The following is a 25,064-nucleotide window of genomic DNA, read 5'->3' on the forward strand; positions in this document are numbered from 1 at the left end:
TTATATTTTTTTGACATATTCCATAGTTCTCGTATCGACTATGATTTTATCTCCGCTTTCAATAAATGGAGGGACTTGAATATTTACACCATTATCTAAAGTTGCGGGTTTGTAAGAAGAGGAAACTGTTTGCCCTTTTAAAGCAACATCAGTTGTATCAATCGTGCACGTTACTTGATTGGGCAATTCAACTGTTAAAGGTTTTTCATTATAAAAACTTATACTGACTTCTAAGTTTTCAGTTAACATTTTACCTTTTTCTCCAATTGTTTCTTTTTTAATATTTATTTGTTCATAAGATTTTGGGTCCATGAAATAATAATCAGTTTCATCGCTATAAAGATAATTAAATTTTGTTTCATCTAATGAAGCTTTTTCAACAGACTCACTTGATCTAAATCTTTCATTTAATTTTGTATTTTTGTTAACACTTTTCATCTCAACTTGGGCAAAAGCACCACCTTTGCCAGGTTTTACATGTTGCGTCTTTAAAACTTGCCAAAGGTCATCCTTATATTCAATTAACATTCCAACTCTAATTTCACTTGCGTATAATTTCATTTTAATTTTTTAATAGCTTCTAATGGTTTGTATTTTTTATTATTCCAAATGTAGCCTGAAATAGCCAAAAAGTTAGCTTTATTCAATAAAAGTTTTTTATAATTATTTAGTTTTATGCCGCCAATAGCTACAATTGGCAAGGAGGTTATTTTTTTTATAGATTTTAATACAGTTAAACTGGCTCTATATTTAACTCTTTTAGTTTTAGTTGCATAAAATGCACCAAAAGCTAAATAATCAGCACCATCTTTAATTGCTCTCTTTGCTAGATTTATAGAATTATGACAGGTCACACCAATAATTTTGTTCTTTAATATTTTTCTAGCTTTTATTAAGTCCATATCTTTTTGACCTAAATGACAACCGTCTGCATTTAGTTTTTTAGCAAGTAGAGGGTCGTCGTTGATTAAAAATTTAACTTTATACTTATTACAAATTTTTCTAATTTTTTTTCCAATAATTAGCTTATTTGAATTTGTTTCTTTTTTAAGTCTTAGCTGAAAGAAACTTATTTTTTTTGAACTAAATACTAGAGCTAAATCATCGTAAAAATTTATATCAAGTATTTTATTTGGAGAAATAAGATAAATAAATTTCTTATTTGTTTTATTTTGTTTCAAGTTCTTTTGACCATTTGCCTTGAGCTGCAAGCGTGCACATATTTGCTCTGTGGTTAAAGATTTTTTGAGTACCACTAGTATTATTAATGTCTTTTGACCAAAATTTAAGTGCACTTTGTTGTAAGGCTCTACCATATGAATAAGTCATAATAAAATTTGTGTCATTATGCTTATTAATTAAGTTTAAATTTTCTGTTGCTTCTACTTCTGTTTGTCCACCAGATAAAAAAGCAATTCCTGGTACATCAGTTGGTACATTTTCTTTTAAGCATTTTAGGGTAAGCTTTGCAACTTCTTCACTTGATATTTTTTTGTCAGCAGCAGTTCCTGCTAAAATCATATTAGGCTTTAAAATTACACCACTTAAATCTATTTTATTAATTATTAATTCTTCAAAGCATTTTTTAATAACTTCAGAAGTTTTATTAAAACAAGTTTTGGCAGAATGATCTCCATCCATTAAAACTTCAGGTTCTACAATTGGAACCATTCCACATTCTTGGACTAAAGCTGAATATCTTGCAAGTGCATGAACATTGGAGTGCATGGACAATTTGCTTGGATATTTATCTGAAATATTAAAAACACCTCTCCACTTTGTAAATCTTGCTCCAAGTTTATAGTAGTCCTTTAGTCTTTCTCTTAAGCCATCCAGGCCTTCTGTAATTTTTTCCTCATGAGAGCCTGCCAGAATTTTTGCACCTGTATCAACTTTAATTCCTGGAACTGCTCCAGATTTAGAAATTAATTCTGGAATAGTCTGCTTCAAGTTCGATGTTTGGTTGATAGTTTCATCATACAAAATAACACCACCAATAAAATCTTTCATCCCACTTGATGAGAAGAGAGTTTCTCTAAATAAAAGTCTATTTTCCGGGGTGGAAGGCACATTGACAGATTCTAATCTTTTAGTCATGGTTCCATTGCTTTCGTCTGCCGCAAGGATTCCTTTACCATTAGATAGTATTTTTAATGCAATTTTGTTAAGTTCTGACATGTTAATTAAGAGCCTTTATACCAGGAAGTTCTTTTCCTTCAAGATATTCTAAAAAAGCACCACCCGCAGTTGAAACAAAATTAAAATTATTAATTGCTCCAATACCATTTAAAAGAGAAACGGTATCACCACCACCTGCAACTGAGTAAATTGTATTACTCTTATTTTTTTCAATAATCTTTTTTGCTATTTCAAGACTTCCTTTGGCAAAATTAGAGTTTTCAAAATAACCTGCTGGCCCATTCCACAAGATAGTACTACTTTCTTCAATTAATGAATTGATAGCTTTAATTGTCTTGGGACCAATATCTAAAATTAACTCTTCTCTAGAAACATTATTTAGTTCCTTTATTTTAGCTGATCCATCTAAGTTTTTCCCTACAGCAACATCTTCAGGGTAAATTATCTTACAGTTTTCCTTTTTTGATAAAAAAAATATTTCTTCAATAATTTTATCACAATTATCTTCTTGAATAGATTTTCCAATTTCATATCCTTTATATCTAAGTATATTATTGGCCATTCCACCAACTATTATAATATTATCAAATTTAGCAATTAAGTTCTTAATGATATTAATTTTAGAAGATATTTTAGAACCCCCTATGATGCATGTTATAGGTCTTTGAATTTCAGATGTAATTTTAGTTAGTGCATCAATTTCTAAATTTAATTGGAGGCCAGCGTATGAAGGAATAAATTTAGTAATTTCAAAAATTGAAGCATGAGCTCTATGCGAACATGAAAAAGCATCATTAACATAAATATCAGCTAGACTTGCTAAATGCTTTGCAAAACCATTATCATTTTTTTCTTCCTCTTCATAAAACCTAAGATTTTCAAGGATTACAATTTTTTCATCATGTTCATTAAATAAATCAGTAGATTTAATTTCTTTTATATTTTTTGAAACTAATTTTATATTTTGGTTTAGTTTATTTTTTAGATCTTCACATATTGGTTTAAGAGAGAGTTCACTTACCACTTTGCCCTTGGGCCTACCTACATGAGATAGTATTATTATCTTTGCTTCATTTTTTAATAAAAAATTAATAGTAGGTAAAATTTTATCTATTCGAGTAGTGTCAGTAATTTTTCCATTATCTAATGGAACATTTAAATCCAACCTAAGTAATACTTTTTTTTGATTAAAATTAGTCTCGTCTTGAATATTTCTCATTAAGAGACTTGATGAAGATGTTCTGCTATGTCACACATTCTATTTGAAAAGCCCCATTCGTTATCATACCACGCTGAAATTTTTCCCATATTTTTACCAACTACATTAGTTAAAGACAAATCAACAATTGCTGAAGCTGAATTATGATTAAAATCAATTGAAACTAATTTTTCTAAAGTAACTTCTAAAACTTTCTTTGATTGTTCTTTAGAGGCGATAGTAAATGCCTCATTAATTGTCTCTTTGCTCATCTCTTTTTTTGTACAAAAAACTAGTTCTATAAGGGAAACATTAGGAGTTGGCACTCTCATTGCAATGCCTTCAAGTTTTCCTTTTAATGAAGGTATAATCTCACCAATTGCTTTTGAAGCACCCGTAGAAGTTGGCACAATAGATTGACTGGCAGATCTTGCTCTTCTAGGATCTTTATGGGAATTGTCCAAAATTCTTTGATCACTTGTGAAAGCATGAATAGTTGTCATAAACCCTTTTTCAATTTCAAAAGTTTCATTTAAAATATTAGCCACAGGTGCAAGACAGTTAGTTGTACAAGAGGCCGCAGAAATAATTTGATCATCTTTTGTCAAAATATTTTCATTTACTCCATAGACAATTGTCTTATCAGCATTTTTGCATGGAGCTGAAACTATAACTTTTTTAGCCCCATTTTTTATATGAGCTAATAATTTTTCTTTTGAATTAAATTTTCCAGTACATTCAAAAACATAATCAACATCAAATTTTTTCCAGTTAATATCTTCAATATTAGATTCTTGTGAAAATGTTATTTTATTATTATTAATAATTAAATGTTTTTCATCATAATCTAAATCTGCATTAAATTTACCATGAATAGAATCGTATTTAATTAAAGAACAGCTGGCTTCAGAATTTGATCGGTTATTGATGTGTTTGATTTTTATGTTTTTGTTTTGGCTTTCAATGATAGCTCTAATTACCATTCTGCCAATTCTTCCCATTCCATTGATACCAACTTTTATTGTCATATTTAACTCTTTATTAGTTTTTTTGCTTTTTGTGAAATATTTTGAACTGTTAATCCAAAATATTTATAAATTTCTTTGTAGGGTGCACTTTTACCGAATGTATCAATTCCAAAAGCTAAACCCTCAGTTCCAATATATTTTTTCCAGCAATCTGTTGAAGCGGCTTCAATAGATATTTTAAATTTTGCTTCATTAAGTATTTTTTTCTTATATGATTTTGACTGTAAATCAAAAATATCTTGGCATGGTACTGATATAACTTTAGAATAAATTTTATCTTTGGCTAATTTATGGCTAGTCTCAATTGCTAAATTAACCTCAGAACCACTAGCAAATATCGTTAAATTAATTTTTTTATGAGTTCTTAAAACCTCGTAAGCTCCAAAAGAACATTTATTTATATTTGAATATTTTTTTCTAATAGGTTCAAGATTTTGTCTTGTTAAAGATAACACACTTGGTGTCTTCAAATTTTTTAATGCTAGTTCCCAACACTCGATAGTTTCCATTCTGTCTGCTGGTCTAAAAACATTTAAATTAGGAATAGATCTTAATCCAGACAGTTGTTCTATAGGTTGGTGTGTTGGCCCATCTTCCCCTAAACCAATTGAGTCGTGGGTCATTACATAAATAACTCGCTGTTGCATCAAAGCAGATAAACGAATGGAAGGTTTACAATAATCAGAAAATATTAAAAAAGTTCCCCCATATGGAATAAATTTACTATGAAGTGCCAAACCATTCATTATTCCTGCCATGGCGTGCTCCCTAACACCGTAGTGAATATAATCACCATTAAAATTAACAGAATTAATAGCGTTATGATGTTTAGTTTTAGTGTTATTAGATCCTGCTAAGTCAGCTGAACCACCAATTAACGTATTATTTTCTCTCGTAAGAGCATTAAGAGTTAATTCAGAAGCTTTTCTTGAGGCTAGACTTTTGTTTTCTCTAAGAGAATTTTGTTTTTCACTTTTTAAAGCTTTAGAGAAATTATTTTTAAAAACTTTATCTACTAAATTTTTTTTTCTTTTATAAATTTTACTCCATGCAGAATCAAGTTTTGCACCCTTATTACCAATTTTTCTCCACTCATTCAAAATACTTTTAGGAATTTCAAAAGGTTTGTGTTTCCAATCTAATACTTTTCTAACTAATTTGATTTCATCTAAGCCAATAGGGCTACCGTGCGAAGAGGCTTTACCAGATTTATTAGGTGAGCCATAACCAATTTTTGTTTTGCATGAAATAACTGTTGGTCTTTTAGCATTTTGAACTTTTTTTAATGCTGAAAAAATTTCTCTTTCGTTATGACCATTGATTAGTATGTAATCCCAACCATAACTTTCAAATCTCTTCTTGAAATTATCTGAAACTGCCAAGCTAGTTGGTCCATCAATAGATATTGAATTGTTATCAAAAAGCATAACTAGATTTTTTAACTTTAAGTGTCCTGCTAAACTCATTGCTTCATGGCTAATGCCTTCCATTAAACATCCATCTCCAGCTAAAACATAAGTTTTATGGTTTATTATTTCTTTACCTAGTTTTTGCTTCAAAATTTCCTCTGCAATAGCGAAACCAACTGAATTAGCAATTCCTTGTCCAAGAGGACCTGTCGTAGTTTCAATACCAGTACCAGGGTGATACTCAGGATGACCCGCACAAATAGATTTTAATTGTCTAAAATTTTTAATATCATTCAAAGAAATACTTTTGTACCCAGTTAAATGTAATAAAGAGTAAAGAAGCATAGATCCATGACCAGCAGATAAAACAAATCTGTCTCTATTTATCCAGTTAGGATTTTTTGGATTAAATCTAAGAAAACTTTTGAATAAAACTGTTGCTACGTCTGCCATACCCATTGGCATTCCAGGATGACCCGAATTTGCCTTTTGCACAGCATCTATAGATAAAAACCTTATTGCGTTTGATAAATCTTTATGTAATTTGTTCAAAAATATCCTATCTAGACTTAGAAGACTCAATTTAATAATATAAATATATATATATGAAAACAGACAGTGAAAAAGAAAAAAAGCTCAGTTTTGCACTTAATAAATTGAAGAGTTTGAATTTACAAAACCCAACGCTAAAGTCTAATTTAGAAAACTTAAACATTCAAAAAAATCAATTAGAAATTGAAAAAAAACAAATAGAGGAAAAATATCAAAATTTAGAAAGCGAATACAAAGCTCTTAATCAAAAATTAGAAAATATTAACCAGCAAAAAATAGAAGAACAAAAAAAAGAGACAGAATTTTCAGAAAAAATAGATGAATTAAATCAAGAAACAGATACTTTATTAGAAGAAATAGACAAATGGCAAATGTAAATATTAAATTTAATGGTAAAGAGTTTCTTCTATCTTGTGATGATGGACAGGAAGAGCATTTAGAAGAATTGTTAACTCATATTAATGAAAAATTTAGCAATTTAAAGAATGACCTTGGAAACATAGGAGAAAATAAACTTTTATTGATCACTTCAGTTCAAATAATGGATGAATATTTTGAAACTAAAAAAAAAGTAGAACAAAAAAAAACTGAATTACAGAATTTATCAAATAAATTTAGAGAATTGAAGTCATTAGTTTATGATTACAGAGATAGAAAAGAAGAAGAGATGAAGGAACTTCAACAAGATCATGAAAGTTTTAAAAAAGAAATAGAAAAAAATAAAGAAGATTATGAAAAAATAATCGAAGCTGCAGCAGATGAAATTGAAAATTTTGTTGAAAAAGCAAATTTAGAAAATCCAATTCAGTAGATTTGTGTTAAAATCTGAATTAAGAAAAAAAATTCTTAAAGTAAGAAAAAAATTTAATACAAAAAATATTCAGCTTAATTTTAAGCAAATTGTAAAAATTCTTAAAAAAGAAAAGATAACCAATCAGATCATTATAGGTGGATACTATCCGGTAAACTTTGAGATAGATGACTTGACACTGTTAAGAAAATTTAAAAAGAATAAATTTAATATTTCTTTGCCCATAATTAAGAAAAACTTTCAAATGAATTTTTATTCATGGTCATTTTCTGAGCCTTTAAAAATAAATAAATATGGAATACCTGAACCGGAAGCTAAAAATATAGTATACCCTGACGTTTTATTAATTCCCTTGGTAGCATTTGATAAAAATTTAAATAGACTTGGATATGGAGGTGGATACTACGATAGATTAATTGAAAAATTATCAAAAAAAAAATATCATAAAGATAGGTTTGGCTTTATCAATTCAAGAAATTGATAAAGTACCAACTAATATGTATGATCAAAAATTAGATTATATTGTAACAAATAAAAATATTATAAAATGAAAATACTCTTTTTAGGTGATGTAGTTGGCATTTCAGGACGGTCAATGGTTTTGAATAATTTACTATCAAAAATTAAAGATGAAAAAATCGATTTTGTAGTTGTTAATGGTGAGAATGCAGCTGACTCAGGTGTTGGTCTTACAGAGGAAATATGTAAAGATTTTTTTAACTGTGGTGTAGATGTTATTACAACGGGTAATCATGTATGGGATCAAAAAGAAACAATGTCTCATATTGAAAAAGAAAATCGACTTCTTAGACCTAAAAATTTGTTTGAACCATCTCCAGGAAAAGGCTTTGGAATATTTATTGCTAAAAATGAGATGAGAGTAGGAGTGCTTAATTTGATGGGAAATGTTTTTATGAAGAAATGTGAAGATGTATTTGAAGCAGCTGAAAAATTTATGAAAAAATATAAGCTTAAAGAGGATTATGATTTTTTATTAGTCGATTTTCATGGTGAAATAACAAGTGAAAAGTCAGCTATGGGACATTTTTTTGATGGTAAAGCAACATTGGTTGTTGGAACTCACACGCATATTCCAACAAATGATACTAGAATATTAAAAGGTGGTACTGCTTATCAAACTGATGCAGGAATGTGTGGTGATTATGACTCAGTTATTGGAATGAATAAAGAAAATTCAATTAATAGATTTTTAAAAAAAAACTCCACAAAGCACTTTCCAGCAATTGGTGAAGCTAGTTTGTGTGGTGTGATTGTTGAATGTGATGTAGAAACAGGGTTAGCAAAAACTGTAAAAAATTTTATACATGGAGGAGAATTAAAAAATTCTCAATAATTATTATGTCGGGTCATTCAAAATGGGCAAGTATAAAACACTCTAAAGGAAAAGCAGACAAACAAAGATCTAAAGTATTTTCAAAATTATCTAAAGAGATAAGTGTAGCAGCAAAACTAGGTGATAAAGATCCTGCGATGAACCCAAGACTTAGATCTGCAATTCAAGCTGCAAAATCAGCCAACATGCCAAAAGATAATATTGAAAGAGCTATTGCCAAATCTTCGGTTAATTCTGAAACAAATTATGAAAATTTAAGATATGAAGGATTTGGTCCAGATAAAATAGCTGTAATTGTGGAAGCACTAACTGACAATAAAAACAGAACAGCTTCCAATGTTAGATCTATATTTGTAAAAAGTGGTGGCAATTTAGGAACTCAGGGATCTGCTTCACATAACTTTAATCAGTTAGGGATTATTAAAATTGATAAAAAAGAAATCTCAGATGAACAAATTTTTGAACTAGCAATTGAATCTGGTGCAGATGAGTGTATTTCAAATGATGAATTTCATGAAATTCAATGTCCTATGAGTGAAATTTATAATGTAAAAAAAAATTTAGAAAAAACAATTGCAAATTTTATTTCAACTGAGATTGAATGGGTTCCTTTAAATAGTGTAGATGTTGAAAAAGATAAAGTGGAAGCTGCAATAGAATTTTTAGAAACATTAGAAGATGATGATGATGTTCAAAGTGTTTATTCAAATATAAATTTTAAGAATAGCTAATGCTTATTATTGGAATAGACCCAGGCATAACAGGTTCTATTTGTTTTTTTCAAGATGGTAAAATAATTGATGTTATTGAAATGCCCAATATGCCTGAAGGGAAAAAAAATAAAAAACAAGTTAATGGTGCTCAAATTTATTACGAAATTTCTTCAAGAATTAAGGATATAAAAAAGGAAGATATCAAAGTTATAATTGAACAAGTATCAGCTATGCCAGGTCAAGGTGTTACTAGTATGTTTAATTTTGGACAATCGTTTGGTATTTTAAAAGGAATTTGTTCTGCAATGCAATTACCAATGTATTTTGTAAGACCGACAAAATGGAAAAAGTATTTTAACCTTATTAATTCAGAAAAAGACGCCAGTAGAACAAAAGCAATAGAGGTATTTCCTTATTTTTCATCAGAGTTATCAAGAAAAAAAGACTCAAATAAAGCTGATGCGATATTGATTGCTAGCTTTTATTACGAAACTTATAAACTAGAAGAATAAATAAAGACTTTAAAAGTCAAAATCATGACACATTTAAGTGTGAAACCTTCAATATGGAAGCTGATATTACATCTCAAGCAGTAGGCCTTGCCTCAAATACCGATTTTTCCTTGTGGAGTTTATTTTTAAGAGCAGATTTTATTGTAAAGTCAGTAATACTTATGTTGATTGGCTGCTCTATATATTCATGGGCCGTTATTATTGAAAAATTTAGACTGTTTAAAAAAATTAATTTAGAGTCTGAGGAATTTGAAGAAAAATTTTGGAAATCAAAATCAGCCGAAACTTTTTACAATAGTTTGCCAGCTGATGTAGAAAACCCTACAGCTTTATTGTTTAAAGATACAATGCAAAGTTTATTAAAAGCCAAAAGTAAAACTAACCTAAATGAAAGAATGGCAAGCATACTTGAGGTTAATATTGAAAAACAAATTTCAAAAATAGACAAAGGTTTTACTTTTTTAGCAACAGTTGGTTCAACTGCACCTTTTATAGGTTTGTTTGGAACTGTATGGGGAATAATGAACTCATTCCAATCTATAGCAATCTCAAGAAATACAAGTTTGGCAATTGTAGCACCAGGAATAGCTGAAGCCTTATTTGCAACTGCACTCGGATTATTAGCAGCAATACCTGCAGTTGTTGCCTATAACAAATTTAATAACGACTCAAAAAAATATTCACAAAGATTAGAAAATTTTTCTAAAAGATTTTTATCAATAATATAAAATGGCTTTTAATCTCAAACGTTCATCAAAAGAGCCTATGAGTGAAATAAATGTCACTCCATTTGTTGATGTAATGTTGGTGTTATTAATTATATTTATGGTAACAGCACCATTATTAACAGTTGGAATACAAGTTGATCTACCTGAAAGTTCTGCAGACTCATTACCTGAAGAATTAGAACCATTAACATTATCTATAAATTCTAAAGGTGAAATATTTATTCAAGAATCTAAAGTTGAGTATGATAAAATTATTGCAAAGATTTTAGCTGTATCTAAAAATAGAACAGACACTAGAATTTATGTTCGAGGAGACAAATCTATAAACTATGGTAGAGTTTTAGAAATAATGGGAATGCTATCTGGCTCTGGCTTTACTAAAGTAGCATTAATTTCTGAGCCATATAAAGAGAGGTAACTAAAGTGAATAGAAATATTGTTATTTCTTTTGGGCTTCATATATTTCTTGTGGTAATCACAGCTATGAGCTTACCATTCCTTGCTAAAAAACCGATTGATCTTCCTCCGATTATATCGGTTGAGCTGATTCAAATAACAGACAAAACTAATATTCCTTTTGCACCAAAAGCAAAAAAAATAATAGAGAAAGTCAAAGAAAAAGAAAAAAAATTAGTTTCTGAACAGGCACCACCAAAAAAAATAAAAAAACAAAAGCCAGATGCCGTTCCATTGCCAGATGAAAAAATAGAAAAAATAAAGAAAATTAAAGATGAAAAACAAAACCCTGAAAAAGAGGAAACAGAAATTAAACAAATTTCAGAGTTTGAAAAAAAAGAACTATTTGACACTAATAGTATTGCTGCATTAATTGATAAATCTAAGACTGAGAATGCAGAAACAAATAAAAAATCCAATCAAGTTACCCAAGATCAGGATAAAGATATGGATTTTTCTGGATTAACTTTAAGTGAAGAAGATGCACTAAAAGCTCAAATTTTTGGTTGTTGGAGTATTCCTCTAGGGTTGCCGTTTAACGAAGATTTATTAGTTAGAATTAAGTTACAATTAAAGCCAGATGGCTCTATTATAAAAACAGAGATTCTTGATCATGCTAGAATGAATAGACCTGGACAGGGATTTTATAAAGTGTTAGCTGAAAGTGCATTAAGAGCTATAAAACTTTGCCAACCTCTTAGAGTACCTAGTACAGGTTATGAAAGATGGAAAGATATGCAGCTAAACTTTGATGCTAGAGAAATGTTAGAAGGATAAAAATGTTATTAAGATATTTATTTATATTATTTATTATTATTCCCATTAAAGCTTTTGCTTTAATTGAAGTTGATATTACTAGAGGAAATTTAAATCCTTTGCCAGTTGCTGTATCCCCTTTATCAATAGATAATAAGTCAAAAGAAAATTTTAAAAAAATTTTAAAACAAGAAGATTTAGGATCAGAAATTTCAATAGTTGTTGAGAATAATTTAAGACAATCTGGTCTATTTAATCCACTAGACAAAAATGCATTTCTTCAAGAACCAGATGTGGCTAATTTAAAACCAAGGTTCGAGGATTGGAATTTAATTAAAGCACAAGCTTTAGTAACAGGTAAGGTTACATTTGTAGATGAAAAACTAAGAGTAGAATTTAGGTTATGGGATGTTTTAGCTGGAAAAGAAATGATGGCTTTAGCATTTACTACTGTTCCTAGTAACTGGAGAAGAGTAGGTCACATTATTACAGATAAGGTGTATGAACGCTTAACTGGAGAAAAAGGTTATTTTGATACTAGAATAATATACGTTTCTGAAGAAGGTCCTAAAACTAAAAGAATAAAAAAATTAGCAATAATGGATCAAGATGGTTTTAATAATAAATATTTAACACTTGGAAATGAATTAGTTTTAACACCAAGATTTAGCCCAACAAATCAGATGGTCACGTATCTTTCTTATTTTAGAAATTTACCTAGGGTATATTTATTAGATATTGAAACTGGAATGCAAGAAGTAGTCGGAGATTTTCCTGGAATGACATTTGCCCCAAGGTTTTCACCTGATGGAAAAAAAATTATAATGAGTTTTGCTAAAGATGGCAATTCTGATATTTATACTATGGATCTTGAAAACAGAATTGTTGAAAGAATTACCAATCATCCATCAATTGATACATCACCCTCTTACTCACCAGATGGAAAACAAATTACTTTTAACTCAGACAGAAGTGGCTACCAACAAATTTATATAATGGATAGTAATGGAAAAAATGTTAAGAGAATCTCATTTGGGAATGGTTTGTATGGAACTCCAGTGTGGTCTCCAAGAGGTGATTTAATTGCATTTACAAAACTTCATAAAGGAAAATTTTATATTGGAGTAATGAGAACAGATGGAACTGGTGAAAGACTGTTAACTGAAAACTTTTATCAAGAAGCTCCATCATGGTCACCAAATGGAAGGGTTATTATCTTTTATAGAGAATCTAAGACTAACTCTAAAGGAGAAGGATTTTCAGCCAAATTATGGTCTATTGATTTAACAGGGTACAATGAAAAGATGGTTGAAACCGAAACGGATGCTTCTGACCCATCTTGGTCGTCTTTATTAAGTAATTAGTCTTAATTTTAGTTGATTTTTAACTTGAAAGGTCTAATTAAATATGAAAAATATAAAGTATTACAAAACAAGGATCAAGGAGCAACAATGAACTTAAGCAAGATTTTAAAAAATGGATTTCTAATTATTTTAGCAAGTTTAGTACTAACTGCCTGTGCTACAAAAAAAACAACAACAGGACAAATGCAAGGCGATGTTTATACAGGAACAGATTCTGTTGAATATTTAGCTTCTGGTGTTCCAGATAGAGTTTTCTTTGCAACAAATGAAACTGTACTTACAACAGCTTCAAGAGAAACTTTAAGAAAACAAGCTGCGTGGTTAAGAAAAAATTCAGATATTAATGTTGTATTAGAAGGTCACGCTGATGAAAGAGGTACAAGAGAGTACAACTTAGCATTAGGTGAAAGAAGAGCTAATTCAGCAAAAGACTATTTAATGACATATGGAATTTCTTCAGACAGAATTTCTGTATTAAGTTATGGTAAAGAAAGACCAGTAGATTCTGGATCTAACCCTTTAGCATGGTCTAAAAATAGAAGATCAGTTACTGTTAAAGCGAACTAATCAATTTAATAAATTATAAAAGACCCTATCACATTTGTGAATAGGGTCTTTTTTTTGCCATCATTATAATTACTACTCAATTTATTATGTTTAATTATAAAAAAATAATTCGATTAAAATTAATATTAGTCTTTATATTTTTTCCAAATATTATTTTTGCTGATAATCATAATGTAAATGAAATTTTAGAGTTAATTCAAAAAGATTTAAAAACTCTGGAAAAAGCTGTTTACTCAGGGTCAATTAATTCAAATAGTCAAACAGGCACAAACGAAAACTCTGAGGATGTTTTAACAAGACATCTTCTAAAATTGTCTGATGTTGAAAAACAATTTCAAGAACTGACTAATAAGTTTGAAGAAATTAATTTCAAGTTAGATAAATTATCAAATAGGCTTTCTAAGGTTCAAGCAGATAACCAAATTAGATTTCAAGATCTGGAAAATACTTTATCATCTGGAGAAATTGGAAAAAAATTAACTTCAATACCAAAGGAACAAGTAGACAAAACTTTACCAGGCTCTTCACAACCTCAAGACTTAGGGTCTATTTCATATAAAGATACAGAAAGTGAAGAAACTAGTCAGCAAATACAATCAGTAGAAACTACTTCATCAATAGTGACAGAAAACTTTGAATCAGAAAAAAATATACTTCCAAATGCTACTCCAGAAAAACAATATGAATTTGCAACTAGTTTTTTAAAGGTAGGTGATTACAGCACTGCAGAGAGAGCTTTTAGAGAATTTGTGATAAATAATTCAGAGCATAAATTGGCAGGCAATGCTCAATATTGGTATGCTGAAACATTTAGAATAAGACAACTTTATACAGATGCAGCTACTGCTTATCTTGAAGGATATCAAAAATATCCAAAAGGTGAGAAGGCTCCTATAAATTTATTAAAACTTGGTGTATCAATGGTTCAAATAGGAGAAAAAGAGCAAGGTTGTAAAATGATTGTGGGGGTTGAAGAGCAATATCCTAAAGCAAATCAATCTGTGCTTCAAAAAGCAAAATATGAATCAAAAAAGTTTGAGTGTTCAAAACAAAACTCATAAACAAATTCTTAGTTTTTTAAAAGATCGAAAAATCTCAAAAGTTTATAGTGAATTCTCTTCCTCTTTAAATTCTGGGGAAAATTTAGCAGTAGCAGTTTCGGGTGGACCCGATAGTTTGGCACTGGCTTACTTGGCTAAATGCTATTCAATAAAAAATAAAATAAAAGTTAAATTTTTTTTAGTTGATCATAGACTTAGAACTGAGTCGACAAAGGAAGCAACGTTAGTAAAAAAAATTTTACAAAAAATTGGTATTACATGTAAAGTATTAAGCTGGAAAGGAAAAAAACCTTCTAGAAATATTCAATCTTTAGCAAGAGTAGCAAGATATTCTTTACTATCAAAAGAATGTAAAAAAAATAATATTAAGCACTTATTATTAGGACATCATTCAAATGATTTAGTTGAAAATTTTTTAATTAGAGTGGTTAGAGGGAGTGGACTAAATGGATTGGTATCTTTTAACAAAAGTGTAAAATATAAAGATGAGGATCTAAATATTTTAAGACCATTACTCAACTTAGAAAAAAAAGATTTAATTAATATTTCTAAAATAGTATTTAAATTTTTTATAAAAGATCCATCTAATATTAACGAGATATATAAAAGAACAAGAATTAGAACTTTATTAGAATCTCTTGAAAAAGAGGGATTGGACTTAAAAAAACTAAAATTAACCATTGATAATTTAAGAGACTCAGACAAATCAATTAAGTTTTATGTTAACAAAAATTTGAAGGATAATTCTATACATATTAAAACAAAAGATACTTATATTTTAAGTCATAATTTTTTTGATCAATCGCATGAAGTTGTTTTTAGATCTTTGACATTTGTTATTCAAAAAATAGGAAAAAAATACTATCCTGTTAGAGGAAAAAGTATCAATGAACTGATTAACCGAATTATCCTAAAGACATTTTCAAAAATAACTTTAGGAGGTTGTTTTGTTGAAAGAGTTAATGAGACGATATTAATTTCAAGGGAAAACACTAATAAAGTTAAGGTTTTGTAACAATTTGACACTTGTTTAATTAATAATAATTATTATCTTATAAGTATGAATATGAAGAATTTAGCAATGTGGGCAGTAATTGTTTTTCTAACAATAGGCCTATATAATATGTTTAAGAACCCTCAAGCAAATGTGGGCAAAGGTAATTCTATTATATTTTCAGAATTTTTATCAGAAGTTGATAATGGTGGAGTTATAAAAGTTGATATTCAAGGAAACAATATTAGAGGAGTATTAGCTAATGGAAATACTTTTTCTACTTATTCACCGAATTATCCAAATTTAATTGAGAAGCTATCTGAAAAAGGTGTGAGTATATCAGCTGCTCCTTTAGAAGATAAGATGCCCTCTTTGTTTGGTGTTTTATTGTCGTGGTTTCCGATGTTGTTACTAATCGCTGTTTGGATTTTCTTTATGAGACAGATGCAGGGTGGCAAAGGTGGAGCCATGGGTTTTGGAAAATCTAAGGCAAAGATGATGAATGAATTAAAAGGTAAAGTTACTTTTGATGATGTCGCTGGAGTAGAAGAGGCCAAAGAAGAAGTAGAAGAAGTTGTTCAATTTTTAAAAGATCCTAAAAAGTTTAGTAGACTTGGTGGAAAAATACCAAGAGGATGTTTATTAGTTGGCCAACCTGGAACAGGTAAAACTTTACTTGCTAGAGCTATAGCTGGGGAAGCAGGAGTTCCGTTCTTCACAATATCAGGATCAGATTTTGTTGAAATGTTTGTGGGTGTTGGAGCCTCAAGAGTTAGAGACATGTTTGAACAAGGTAAAAAAAATTCACCCTGTATTATTTTTATAGATGAGATAGATGCTGTTGGAAGAAGCAGAGGTGCTGGTCTTGGAGGAGGTAACGATGAAAGAGAGCAAACTTTAAACCAGTTATTAGTTGAAATGGACGGCTTTGACACGAATGAAGGTGTAATAATTATTGCCGCTACAAATAGACCTGATGTATTAGACCCAGCATTATTACGACCAGGTAGATTTGATAGACAGGTAGTTGTCGGACTTCCAGATATAATAGGAAGAGAAAAAGTATTAAAAGTTCATGTTAAAAAAATTAAAATGGCACCTGATGTAAATTTAAGAACAGTAGCTAGAGGAACCCCAGGTTTTTCAGGTGCAGATTTAGCAAATATAGTTAATGAAGCGGCATTACTTGCTGCAAGAAAAAATAAAAGACTAGTTACTCTAACTGAGTTTGAAGAAGCAAGAGATAAAGTGATGATGGGATCAGAAAGAAGATCCATGGTCATGACAGAAGAAGAAAAAACATTAACAGCTTACCACGAAGCTGGACATGCAATAGTAACTATTAATGAGGATGCGGCTCATCCAATTCATAAGGCAACAATCATTCCGAGAGGTCGTGCTTTAGGAATGGTTATGCAACTACCTGAGAGAGATCAGCTATCTCAAACAAGAGAACAGCTTCATGCTCAATTAGCTATAGCTATGGGTGGAAGAGTAGCAGAAGAAATCATATTTGGAGAAGATAAAGTTACAACTGGTGCATCTAGTGATATTGAACAAGCAACTCAAAGAGCTAGAGCTATGGTAATGCAAGCAGGCCTTAGTAAAGAGTTGGGACCAGTTGCCTATGGTTCGAATGAAGAAGAGGTATTTTTAGGAAGGTCTGTTGCGAGAACTCAAAATATGTCTGAAGAAACCTCAAAGAAAGTAGACTCAGAAATTAGAAAAATTGTAGATAAAGGTTATGAAAGAGCAAGAACAGTTTTAACTGAAAAAATTGACGATCTACACAAATTAGCTAAAGCTCTCTTAACATATGAAACACTTACAGGTGAAGAAATAGAAAACCTGATAAATAAAAATATATATCCAAGCAATAAAGAGGATTTAAAAGTTGAAGATGAAGATAAAGGTTCAGCTTTAAGTTCAATGGGTCTTAAGCCGAAAATAGTTCATTAATACTAAATGAAAAAATATTACACAAGAGCGTGTAATTTTGCTTATGGTCAATTTTCAATTGAATTAGTTAGAAAAAAAAAATCTCCCACTAAATGGTAATAAGAAAATTTCTTTTGGGCAAATTGAAATTCTTACACGAACTTCTATCAAAAAAATTGATCTTAAAGATATAAAAAAATTACCCAAACTACAGAAAGAAAAAATTAATAAAGATCTCAAGATAATTGTTAAAAAAAAAAAAATTTTTCAAGTTTAAATTTTAATAAAATACCCAATATAATGGGTATATTAAATTTAACACCGGATAGTTTTTCTGATGGGGGTAAATTTAATAAAAAGAAAAAAGGAATATCTCATGCAAAGAATTTATTTAAATCTGGAGCAGATATTATTGATGTTGGTGGAGAATCAACAAGACCTGGATCTAAACCTGTAAGTAAAAAGGAAGAATGGAATAGAATAAAAGAAATATTAAAAGATGTTAATAAAAAAATTCCACTATCATTAGATACAAGAAAATCAGAAATTATGATTAAAGGGATTCATTTAGGAGTTAAACTTATAAATGACGTGTCAGGTCTAAGTTATGACCCTAAAACAGTTAAGGTATTGATAAAAAGCAAAACTCCATTTGTCATTCAACATTCACAAGGTACACCAGAAAAAATGCAAAAAAACCCTAAGTACAAAAATGAATTATTAGATATTTATGATTTTTTTGAACAAAAGATTAAATTTTTAAGATCCATGGGTATAAAACATAATAATATTGTAATTGATCCAGGAATTGGTTTTGGAAAAAATTTGAAACATAATATGAATTTAATTAGAAGCGTTTCTATTTTTCATACTCTTGGTTTTCCTATATTACTTGGACTTTCTAGGAAAAAATTTATTAAGGATTTATCTGGAAAAAATGATAGCAAGGAAAGATTAGGTGGAACAGTATCTTCTTCCATGTATGCAATAATGCAAGGAGTTCAAATTCTAAGAATTCATGATGTGAATGAATTAAGACAAAGTATAAAAGTGTTTAAAGAATTATTTAAAAACTAATGGCAAAAAAATATTTTGGAACAGATGGAATAAGAGGTGCCGTTAATAGTAAAAATATTAATGGAGACATGTTTTTTAAATTTGGTCTTGCAACAGGAACTTACTTTAAAACTCAAAAAAAAAAGAAACAAATAGCAATAATTGCTAAAGATACGAGACTCTCAGGGTATAGTTTGGAACCTGCGTTAGTATCAGGACTTACATCGGCTGGTATGCACGTTTATACATTAGGCCCACTTCCAACTAATGGCTTAGCAATGCTCACAAAGAGTATGAAAGCTAACATGGGAATTATGATTACAGCATCTCATAATCCATATCATGACAATGGGTTAAAATTATTTGGACCAGATGGGTTAAAACTGTCAAATAAAATTGAAAAAAAAATTGAAACTTTAATTGATCAAAAAATTGAAAAATCTTTATCAAAACCAAAAAAATTGGGTCGTGTAAAAAGGTTAGAAACTGCAAATAAAGATTATATAAAAATTTTAAAAAATAATTTACCAAAAGATTTTAACCTAAGAGGTTTAAGAATAGTGATTGATTGTGCAAATGGGGCTGGATACAAGGCTGGGCCTGAATTATTAAAATCTTTAGGTGCTAAAGTATTTTCAATCGGAATAAATCCTAATGGTCTTAATATTAATAAAAATTGTGGATCTACTTTTCCAAATAAAATCAGATTAGCAGTAAAGAAATATAAAGCACATATAGGAATTTCACTTGATGGAGATGCCGATAGAATTATTATGTGTGATGAAAAAGGTATTGTAATTGATGGAGATCAAATAATTGCTGCAATAGCAATGAGGTGGAAAAGAAAAAAAATGTTAAAAGGAGGTGTAGTTGGCACTTTAATGTCTAACTATGGATTAGAAAAGTTTTTTAAACTACATAATATAAAATTCTTAAGATCAAATGTAGGAGATCGCTTTGTAAAAGAGAAAATGCAAAAAAATAATTTTAATTTAGGTGGTGAACAATCAGGGCATATTATTCTAGGCAAATTTGCAACTACTGGAGATGGCTTATTAGTTGCTTTAGAAGTTTTATTTTCATTAAGAAAAGGAAAAAAAGCTAGTAGTTTTTTTAATACCTTTAATAAAACTCCACAAATATTAGAAAATATTGATGTTAAAGACAAAAATATAATTAAAAATATTGATATTAAAAATTCTATAAAATTAGCAGAAAAATTAATTAAAGGTCAAGGTAGAATATTAGTTAGAAGCTCAGGAACGGAGTCTAAAATCAGAGTAATGGGAGAGAGTGATAATATTAAATTACTTCAAAAATGTTTGAAAATCGTTTTAAGAAAAATTAAGTAAATTGAAACCAAAATCTAAAATATTAGTTATTGCCGGATCAGATTCATCTGGTGGTGCTGGCATCCAAGCTGATATTAAAACTATCACAGCTTTAGGTTCGTATGCCATGACAGCAATAACAGCTGTCACAATCCAAAATACAACAGGTGTAAAATCAATAGTACCAATTGATCCTAAGGAAATTTCAAATCAAATAGAATTTACCTCAAAAGACATTAAACCTGATGCCATAAAAATTGGAATGTTGCATTCTACAAAAGTAATAAAATCAGTAATTCATTCATTAAATCTTATTAAAGTTAAAAAAATAATTTTAGATCCTGTTATGGTAGCTAAAGGTGGTGCAAAACTTATTGATGATAAGGCAATTCAGTTATTAAAAAATGAACTAATTAAAAAAGTTAGCCTAATTACTCCAAATATTCCGGAAGCTGAAATATTAACTAAAACTAAAATAAGAACAAAAGAAGATATGATTTTTGCTGCCAGCATACTAATAAAATTAGGAGCAAAAAATGTTTTTATAAAAGGTGGTCATTTAGAATCTAAAATCGTCCAAGATATTTTTGTAAACAAAAATGAAATTTTCATTATAAAAAATAAAAGAATTACAACCAGGAATACACATGGCACTGGTTGCACCCTTTCTTCTGCTATTTCTACATTTTTTTCATGTGGAAAAACCTTAAAGAGATCTTGTGAGCTTGCAACTAAGTATGTACACAATTCAATAAATTCAAACCTTAAATTCGGTAAAGGTCATGGGCCTATTAACCATTTAAGTTCAGTAACAATAGAAAAAAAATTTAGATAATGAAAAATGTTGTAGTTGTTGGATCTCAATGGGGTGACGAAGGAAAAGGTAAAATAGTCGACTGGCTATCAGACCAAGCAGATGTTGTTATTCGTTTTCAAGGAGGACACAATGCTGGACACACATTAGTAATTGATGGAACAACTTATAAATTAAGATTACTACCTTCTGGAATTGTAAGAAAAAATAAAATTTCTATTATAGGAAATGGAGTTGTTGTTGACCCTTGGGCACTATTAGAGGAAATAGAGGAAATTAAATCTAAGGGTGTTGAGGTTAATGTGGATAATTTTATAATTTCAGAATCTGCAAATCTTATTTTACCATTTCATAGAGAGATGGATGAAATAAGAGAAGATGCTGCTGGAAAAGGAAAAATTGGAACAACAAGAAGAGGAATTGGGCCAGCCTATGAAGATAAAGTGGGAAGAAGATCAATCCGTGTTATGGATCTAAGATCTGAGACTAATCTAGACCATAGATTGGAAACAGTACTTCTTCATCATAACGCAATTAGAAAAGGATTAGGAAAAAAAATTTTTGAAAAAGATAAACTTAAAGAAGAACTTTTAAAAATTGCTCCAGAAATATTAAAGTTTTCTCAACCTGTTTGGCTTAGAATTGATGAATTTAAAAAACAAAAAAAAAGAATATTATTTGAAGGTGCACAAGGAATACTACTAGATGTGGATCATGGAACGTACCCTTTTGTAACATCATCCAATACTGTTGCATCTGCGGCTGCAACAGGAACTGGTTGTGGTCCTAATTCTATTCATTATGTTCTTGGAATAACAAAAGCTTACACTACCAGAGTTGGCGAAGGACCTTTTCCAACTGAGTTAACAAATGATATTGGAGAATTGCTTGGTTCTAGAGGTAAAGAATTTGGGACTGTCACTAGTAGAAAAAGAAGGTGTGGTTGGTTTGATGGTGTTTTGGTTAGACAAACAATTAAAATTTCAGGCATAGACGGAATAGCATTAACTAAATTAGATGTTTTAGATGAATTAGATGAAATTAAGATGTGTGTCGAGTATGAGCTTGATGGTAAAAAAATGGATTACTTACCAGCTGCAGTTGAGGATCAGTTAAAAATTAAACCAATTTATAAAACTTTTCCTGGATGGAAAAGTTCTACACAAGGAATAAAGAATATTGAAAATTTACCAGAAAATGCAAAAAATTATATTTACGCATTAGAAGATTTTATTGGAACAAAAGTTTCAAGTATTTCAACAAGCCCTGAACGAGAAGATACTATTCTTTTAGAAAACCCTTTTGAGGTTTAGTTTGCTGGAAGTAGATTTTTAGATTTAGCAGATAATAACATGTGTTTTTGAAGCTTCTCAAATGCTTTATTTTCAATTTGTCTAACTCTTTCTCTGCTAATTTTGTATTTTTTACTTAAATCTTCAAGTGTTGTAGGTTCATCATTTAATCTTCTAGAGTATAAAATCTCTTTTTCTCTTTCATTAAGAATTTTTATAGAATCTTTAAGTAAGCTTTGTCTTTGACCCATTTCTTCTTGATGTGCAAATTTAAGATCATGGTCAAGCTCTTTATCTACTAACCAGTCTTGCCACTCATCACCATCTTCTCCAACTTGTGCATTTAAAGAAAATTCTTTGCCAGACAGTCTTCTGTTCATTGAAATTACTTCATCTTTGTTGACATCTAACTTGTTTGCAATTTCAGTTACATGCTCAGGTCTTAAATCACCTTCAGATTGAGGAGCGATTTGATTTTTAATTTTCTTTAAATTGAAAAATAATTTTTTTTGTGCAGTTGTTGTTCCTATTTTTACTAAGCTCCAAGATCTTAGAATATATTCTTGTATAGAAGCTCTAATCCACCACATTGCATAAGTTGCTAATCTAAATCCTTTCTCAGGTTCAAATTTTTTAACAGCTTGCATTAGCCCAACATTTCCTTCTGAAATCATTTCATTTACTGGAAGACCGTATCCTCTGTAACCCATCGCAATTTTTGCAACGAGTCTTAGATGACTAGTAACAAGTTTTTCTGCAGCTTTAACATTTCCTGTTGCCTTCCAATTTTTTGCAAGCATATATTCTTCCTCTGCTGCCAGCATAGGAAATTTTTTAATTTGTTCCAGATAAGCAGATAAACCACCTTCATTAGAAAGTGCGGGAAGATTACTATTCATTGTAGTGCTCATAAGTTGTATTTATTTAATTAACTATAGTATTATTTCAAGGTTTTATTTGCCAGTATTTCTAAGCAATACTAAAATATTTTCAAGTTCTTGTGGCAAAATTGAGGTAAAAACCATTTCCTCATTAGTTCTTGGGTGAATAAACCCCAATGTTTGAGCATGCAAAAATTGTCTATCTAATTTATAAATTAAATTTTCTAAATTAGTATCGATATTTTTAAGTTTTTTATATTTTTTTTTATATTTTCCATCACCCATAATACTATTACCCATATGTGTCATGTGAACTCTTATTTGATGCGTTCTTCCAGTTTCCAATCTGCACTCCACTAAGCTTAATGTAGGAGTTTTATCATTTTCAAAAATCTCAATTGTTTTGTAATTAGTGATTGCTCTTTTGCCTTTAGAGTTGCTAACTTCCATCATCTGTCTATTTTTTGAGCTTCTAGTTATAAACGTATCAATTTTTCCAGAGGACGGTCTAAGTTTCCCCCAAATTAAAAGCTGATAAACTCTCGTAATTGTGTGTTCACTAAATTGATGTGATAAGTTTTCGTGTGTTTCATTATTTTTAGCAATAACTATTAAACCTGAAGTATCCTTGTCAATCCTATGAACTATGCCAGGTCTTAGTTCATCACCTATTGTGGATAACGAGTCCTTGTTATAATGCATTAAGGCGTTAACAATTGTTTCATCATAATTTCCTGCACCTGGATGCATGATTATACCTGCCGGCTTGTTGATTATTAGCAAATCATCATCTTCATAAACAATTTGTAACTTAAAATTATATGGTTTTAATGACGCTTCTTTAGGTTCTGGAATTTGAAGATTTATCTCATCTCCACTTAATACTTTTTTTGACGGACTATTAATAATTTGATCATTTATTTTTAATTTTTCTTTAAGAATTAAATTCTTAATTCTAGTTCTGCTAATTAAGTTTTCTCTTTTATTGATGAACACATCAAGCCTGAGATTATTTTCATCTTCACCAACTATTAAATTAATGTTTTTTTCCATAAAATGTAATATTAATACTATATGCGCTTGTAGCTCAACTGGATAGAGCGCCTGACTTCGGATCAGGAGGTTCTGGGTTCGACTCCTAGCAGGCGCACCATAACCAAACAAAATGTCTAATACTTTGATGCCCTCCGCAATCTATCATTTATAGTTTTACCAAGTCCTATATTAGGAATCTTTTCCACAGCAATCGATTTATAACCCTTATTTTTTATTTTTCTGAGACACGAATAAAGATTTTTTGCTGCTTTATCTAAATTACTTTTCGAAGTTAAATAAAAATAGCTTTTGAGTTTAGTTTTCTTTTTCTTAATTAAAATGAAAGCTTCGTTATTTTTGGGTTTTGTGACGTTCATTCTTAAAGGAATACCAGGAGAGTAATGTAGCCGTGATTGGCCGGGAGCTATTTTTTTCTTAGGATTGGTAGATATATTCATCTTAAAACCTAAAGCTTTTTGAATTTTTGAAATATCTAGACCTCCTAATCTTAGTATAGTTGGTTTAGCTGTAAGGTTAACTATTGTAGACTCTATTCCAATAGCGCAAGTACCTCCGTCTAAAATATATTTAATTTTATTACCGAATTCTTCTTTAACATCTTTTGCTTTAACAGCACTTACTTTAGTTGTAATATTAGCACTAGGTGCAGCCAATGGATAATCTAGCTGTTTTAGTAAATTTTTAAATATTGTGTGCTTTGGAAATCTTACTGCTAAACTTTTCTTATTATTAGTTACATATTTTGAAATCTTAGAGTTTTTTTTTAATTGTAATACGTATGTTATTGGGCCAGGGGAAAATTTTTTATAAAGTTTAATAAAATTATCATTTATTAAACAATCTTTTTTAAGAGAATCGATATCGTGATAATGTACAATTAGAGGGTTGTTTTTTGGTCTCTTTTTTAAATTATAAATCTTTTTTACCGCTGAATTCTTGTATGCGTTAGCTGCTAGACCATAAACGGTTTCAGTTGGTACGCCAATACAGTAATTTTTATCAAGGTATTTTTTTGCTTTTTTGATATTTGATTGATTAGATTTCATGTATTAAT

At 29.7% G+C, this 25,064-nt stretch carries 27 protein-coding genes and 1 tRNA gene; 19 read left to right on the top strand and 9 right to left on the bottom strand.

Annotation, left to right across the window (positions count from 1 at the left end; translation table 11 throughout):
• Genes efp through tkt form a run of 6 tightly spaced genes read right to left on the bottom strand, consistent with a single transcriptional unit; the run spans nt 1 to nt 6,326 of the window.
• On the bottom strand, nt 1-561 hold the full coding sequence (efp, locus tag AC5SMR_RS00915; RefSeq protein WP_494577041.1) for an elongation factor P: 561 nt from the start codon (nt 559-561) through the stop codon (nt 1-3).
• A complete protein-coding gene (gene thiE / locus AC5SMR_RS00920) occupies nt 558-1,181 on the bottom strand; it encodes a thiamine phosphate synthase (protein ID WP_494577042.1) in 624 nt (207 codons plus the stop codon). Before thiE ends, efp begins: the two co-directional genes overlap by 4 nt.
• Nucleotides 1,168-2,178 (bottom strand): class I fructose-bisphosphate aldolase, encoded by a 1,011-nt coding sequence (locus AC5SMR_RS00925; RefSeq protein ID WP_494577043.1) that lies wholly within the window; start codon nt 2,176-2,178, stop codon nt 1,168-1,170. The genes thiE and AC5SMR_RS00925 overlap by 14 nt, the downstream gene beginning before the upstream one ends.
• 1 nt (nt 2,179) lies before the next feature.
• The gene (locus AC5SMR_RS00930; protein ID WP_494577044.1) at nt 2,180-3,358 is read right to left on the bottom strand and encodes a phosphoglycerate kinase; all 1,179 of its coding nucleotides are present in this window, start codon (nt 3,356-3,358) and stop codon (nt 2,180-2,182) included.
• Complete coding sequence (gene gap, locus AC5SMR_RS00935; RefSeq protein WP_271616090.1) at nt 3,358-4,365, bottom strand: type I glyceraldehyde-3-phosphate dehydrogenase; 1,008 nt, start codon at nt 4,363-4,365, stop codon at nt 3,358-3,360. Before gap ends, AC5SMR_RS00930 begins: the two co-directional genes overlap by 1 nt.
• A gap of 2 nt (nt 4,366-4,367) precedes the next feature.
• On the bottom strand, nt 4,368-6,326 hold the full coding sequence (gene tkt, locus AC5SMR_RS00940) for a transketolase (protein ID WP_494577045.1): 1,959 nt from the start codon (nt 6,324-6,326) through the stop codon (nt 4,368-4,370).
• A gap of 53 nt (nt 6,327-6,379) precedes the next feature.
• Between tkt and AC5SMR_RS00945 the strand changes: the two genes are divergently transcribed.
• The 18 genes from AC5SMR_RS00945 (at nt 6,380) to AC5SMR_RS01030 (ending at nt 22,094) form a co-directional block, all read left to right on the top strand.
• The gene (locus AC5SMR_RS00945) at nt 6,380-6,703 is read left to right on the top strand and encodes a 5-formyltetrahydrofolate cyclo-ligase (protein ID WP_494577046.1); all 324 of its coding nucleotides are present in this window, start codon (nt 6,380-6,382) and stop codon (nt 6,701-6,703) included.
• A complete protein-coding gene (locus tag AC5SMR_RS00950; RefSeq protein WP_018413875.1) occupies nt 6,691-7,137 on the top strand; it encodes a cell division protein ZapA in 447 nt (148 codons plus the stop codon). The genes AC5SMR_RS00945 and AC5SMR_RS00950 overlap by 13 nt, the downstream gene beginning before the upstream one ends.
• Nucleotides 7,138-7,141: 4 nt before the next feature.
• A complete protein-coding gene (locus AC5SMR_RS00955) occupies nt 7,142-7,618 on the top strand; it encodes a 5-formyltetrahydrofolate cyclo-ligase (protein ID WP_494577047.1) in 477 nt (158 codons plus the stop codon).
• A 66-nt stretch (nt 7,619-7,684) separates the two neighbouring features.
• Entirely contained in the window at nt 7,685-8,491 is an 807-nt protein-coding gene (locus AC5SMR_RS00960; RefSeq protein ID WP_494577048.1) for a TIGR00282 family metallophosphoesterase, read from the top strand.
• Nucleotides 8,492-8,496: 5 nt separating this feature from the next.
• Nucleotides 8,497-9,222, top strand: coding sequence for a YebC/PmpR family DNA-binding transcriptional regulator (locus AC5SMR_RS00965; protein WP_018413878.1), 726 nt, complete (start codon nt 8,497-8,499; stop codon nt 9,220-9,222).
• On the top strand, nt 9,222-9,716 hold the full coding sequence (locus tag AC5SMR_RS00970) for a RuvC family protein (protein WP_271485875.1): 495 nt from the start codon (nt 9,222-9,224) through the stop codon (nt 9,714-9,716). The genes AC5SMR_RS00965 and AC5SMR_RS00970 overlap by 1 nt, the downstream gene beginning before the upstream one ends.
• Nucleotides 9,717-9,769: 53 nt before the next feature.
• Nucleotides 9,770-10,444 carry a protein TolQ gene (gene tolQ, locus AC5SMR_RS00975; protein ID WP_018413880.1) on the top strand — a complete coding sequence of 225 codons (675 nt, stop codon included), beginning with the start codon at nt 9,770-9,772 and terminating at the stop codon, nt 10,442-10,444.
• A 1-nt stretch (nt 10,445) separates the two neighbouring features.
• A complete protein-coding gene (tolR, locus tag AC5SMR_RS00980) occupies nt 10,446-10,862 on the top strand; it encodes a protein TolR (protein WP_006997309.1) in 417 nt (138 codons plus the stop codon).
• 5 nt (nt 10,863-10,867) lie between these two features.
• On the top strand, nt 10,868-11,677 hold the full coding sequence (tolA, locus tag AC5SMR_RS00985) for a cell envelope integrity protein TolA (RefSeq protein WP_494577049.1): 810 nt from the start codon (nt 10,868-10,870) through the stop codon (nt 11,675-11,677).
• A 2-nt stretch (nt 11,678-11,679) separates the two neighbouring features.
• Nucleotides 11,680-13,020 (top strand): Tol-Pal system beta propeller repeat protein TolB, encoded by a 1,341-nt coding sequence (gene tolB, locus AC5SMR_RS00990; RefSeq protein ID WP_494577050.1) that lies wholly within the window; start codon nt 11,680-11,682, stop codon nt 13,018-13,020.
• A 24-nt stretch (nt 13,021-13,044) separates the two neighbouring features.
• Nucleotides 13,045-13,587: a peptidoglycan-associated lipoprotein Pal gene (gene pal / locus AC5SMR_RS00995; protein ID WP_271625819.1), complete on the top strand. Its 543-nt coding sequence runs from the start codon at nt 13,045-13,047 to the stop codon at nt 13,585-13,587.
• An 86-nt stretch (nt 13,588-13,673) separates the two neighbouring features.
• Complete coding sequence (gene ybgF / locus AC5SMR_RS01000) at nt 13,674-14,648, top strand: tol-pal system protein YbgF (RefSeq protein ID WP_027306716.1); 975 nt, start codon at nt 13,674-13,676, stop codon at nt 14,646-14,648.
• A complete protein-coding gene (gene tilS / locus AC5SMR_RS01005) occupies nt 14,608-15,663 on the top strand; it encodes a tRNA lysidine(34) synthetase TilS (RefSeq protein ID WP_494577051.1) in 1,056 nt (351 codons plus the stop codon). The genes ybgF and tilS overlap by 41 nt, the downstream gene beginning before the upstream one ends.
• A 51-nt stretch (nt 15,664-15,714) precedes the next feature.
• Complete coding sequence (ftsH, locus tag AC5SMR_RS01010; protein WP_027306714.1) at nt 15,715-17,601, top strand: ATP-dependent zinc metalloprotease FtsH; 1,887 nt, start codon at nt 15,715-15,717, stop codon at nt 17,599-17,601.
• 279 nt (nt 17,602-17,880) lie between these two features.
• On the top strand, nt 17,881-18,657 hold the full coding sequence (folP, locus tag AC5SMR_RS01015) for a dihydropteroate synthase (RefSeq protein WP_494577052.1): 777 nt from the start codon (nt 17,881-17,883) through the stop codon (nt 18,655-18,657).
• A complete protein-coding gene (glmM, locus tag AC5SMR_RS01020; RefSeq protein WP_018413886.1) occupies nt 18,657-19,988 on the top strand; it encodes a phosphoglucosamine mutase in 1,332 nt (443 codons plus the stop codon). The genes folP and glmM overlap by 1 nt, the downstream gene beginning before the upstream one ends.
• Before the next feature lies 1 nt (nt 19,989).
• Nucleotides 19,990-20,802: a bifunctional hydroxymethylpyrimidine kinase/phosphomethylpyrimidine kinase gene (gene thiD, locus AC5SMR_RS01025; RefSeq protein ID WP_006997300.1), complete on the top strand. Its 813-nt coding sequence runs from the start codon at nt 19,990-19,992 to the stop codon at nt 20,800-20,802.
• Nucleotides 20,802-22,094, top strand: coding sequence for an adenylosuccinate synthase (locus tag AC5SMR_RS01030; RefSeq protein WP_018413887.1), 1,293 nt, complete (start codon nt 20,802-20,804; stop codon nt 22,092-22,094). Before thiD ends, AC5SMR_RS01030 begins: the two co-directional genes overlap by 1 nt.
• Here the strand turns inward: AC5SMR_RS01030 and rpoH are convergent.
• Nucleotides 22,091-22,972: an RNA polymerase sigma factor RpoH gene (rpoH, locus tag AC5SMR_RS01035; protein WP_018413888.1), complete on the bottom strand. Its 882-nt coding sequence runs from the start codon at nt 22,970-22,972 to the stop codon at nt 22,091-22,093. The genes AC5SMR_RS01030 and rpoH overlap by 4 nt on opposite strands.
• Nucleotides 22,973-23,026: 54 nt before the next feature.
• Nucleotides 23,027-24,007: an RluA family pseudouridine synthase gene (locus AC5SMR_RS01040; protein ID WP_011281809.1), complete on the bottom strand. Its 981-nt coding sequence runs from the start codon at nt 24,005-24,007 to the stop codon at nt 23,027-23,029.
• Between the two features lie 23 nt (nt 24,008-24,030).
• Between AC5SMR_RS01040 and AC5SMR_RS01045 the strand changes: the two genes are divergently transcribed.
• Nucleotides 24,031-24,107: transfer RNA gene (locus AC5SMR_RS01045), tRNA-Arg, on the top strand.
• A 16-nt stretch (nt 24,108-24,123) separates the two neighbouring features.
• Here the strand turns inward: AC5SMR_RS01045 and AC5SMR_RS01050 are convergent.
• Nucleotides 24,124-25,056, bottom strand: a complete 933-nt coding sequence (locus tag AC5SMR_RS01050; protein WP_494577053.1) for an L-threonylcarbamoyladenylate synthase — start codon at nt 25,054-25,056, stop codon at nt 24,124-24,126.
• Between the last annotated feature and the right edge of the window lie 8 nt (nt 25,057-25,064).

Source organism: Candidatus Pelagibacter sp. PS_28 (assembly GCF_059417885.1).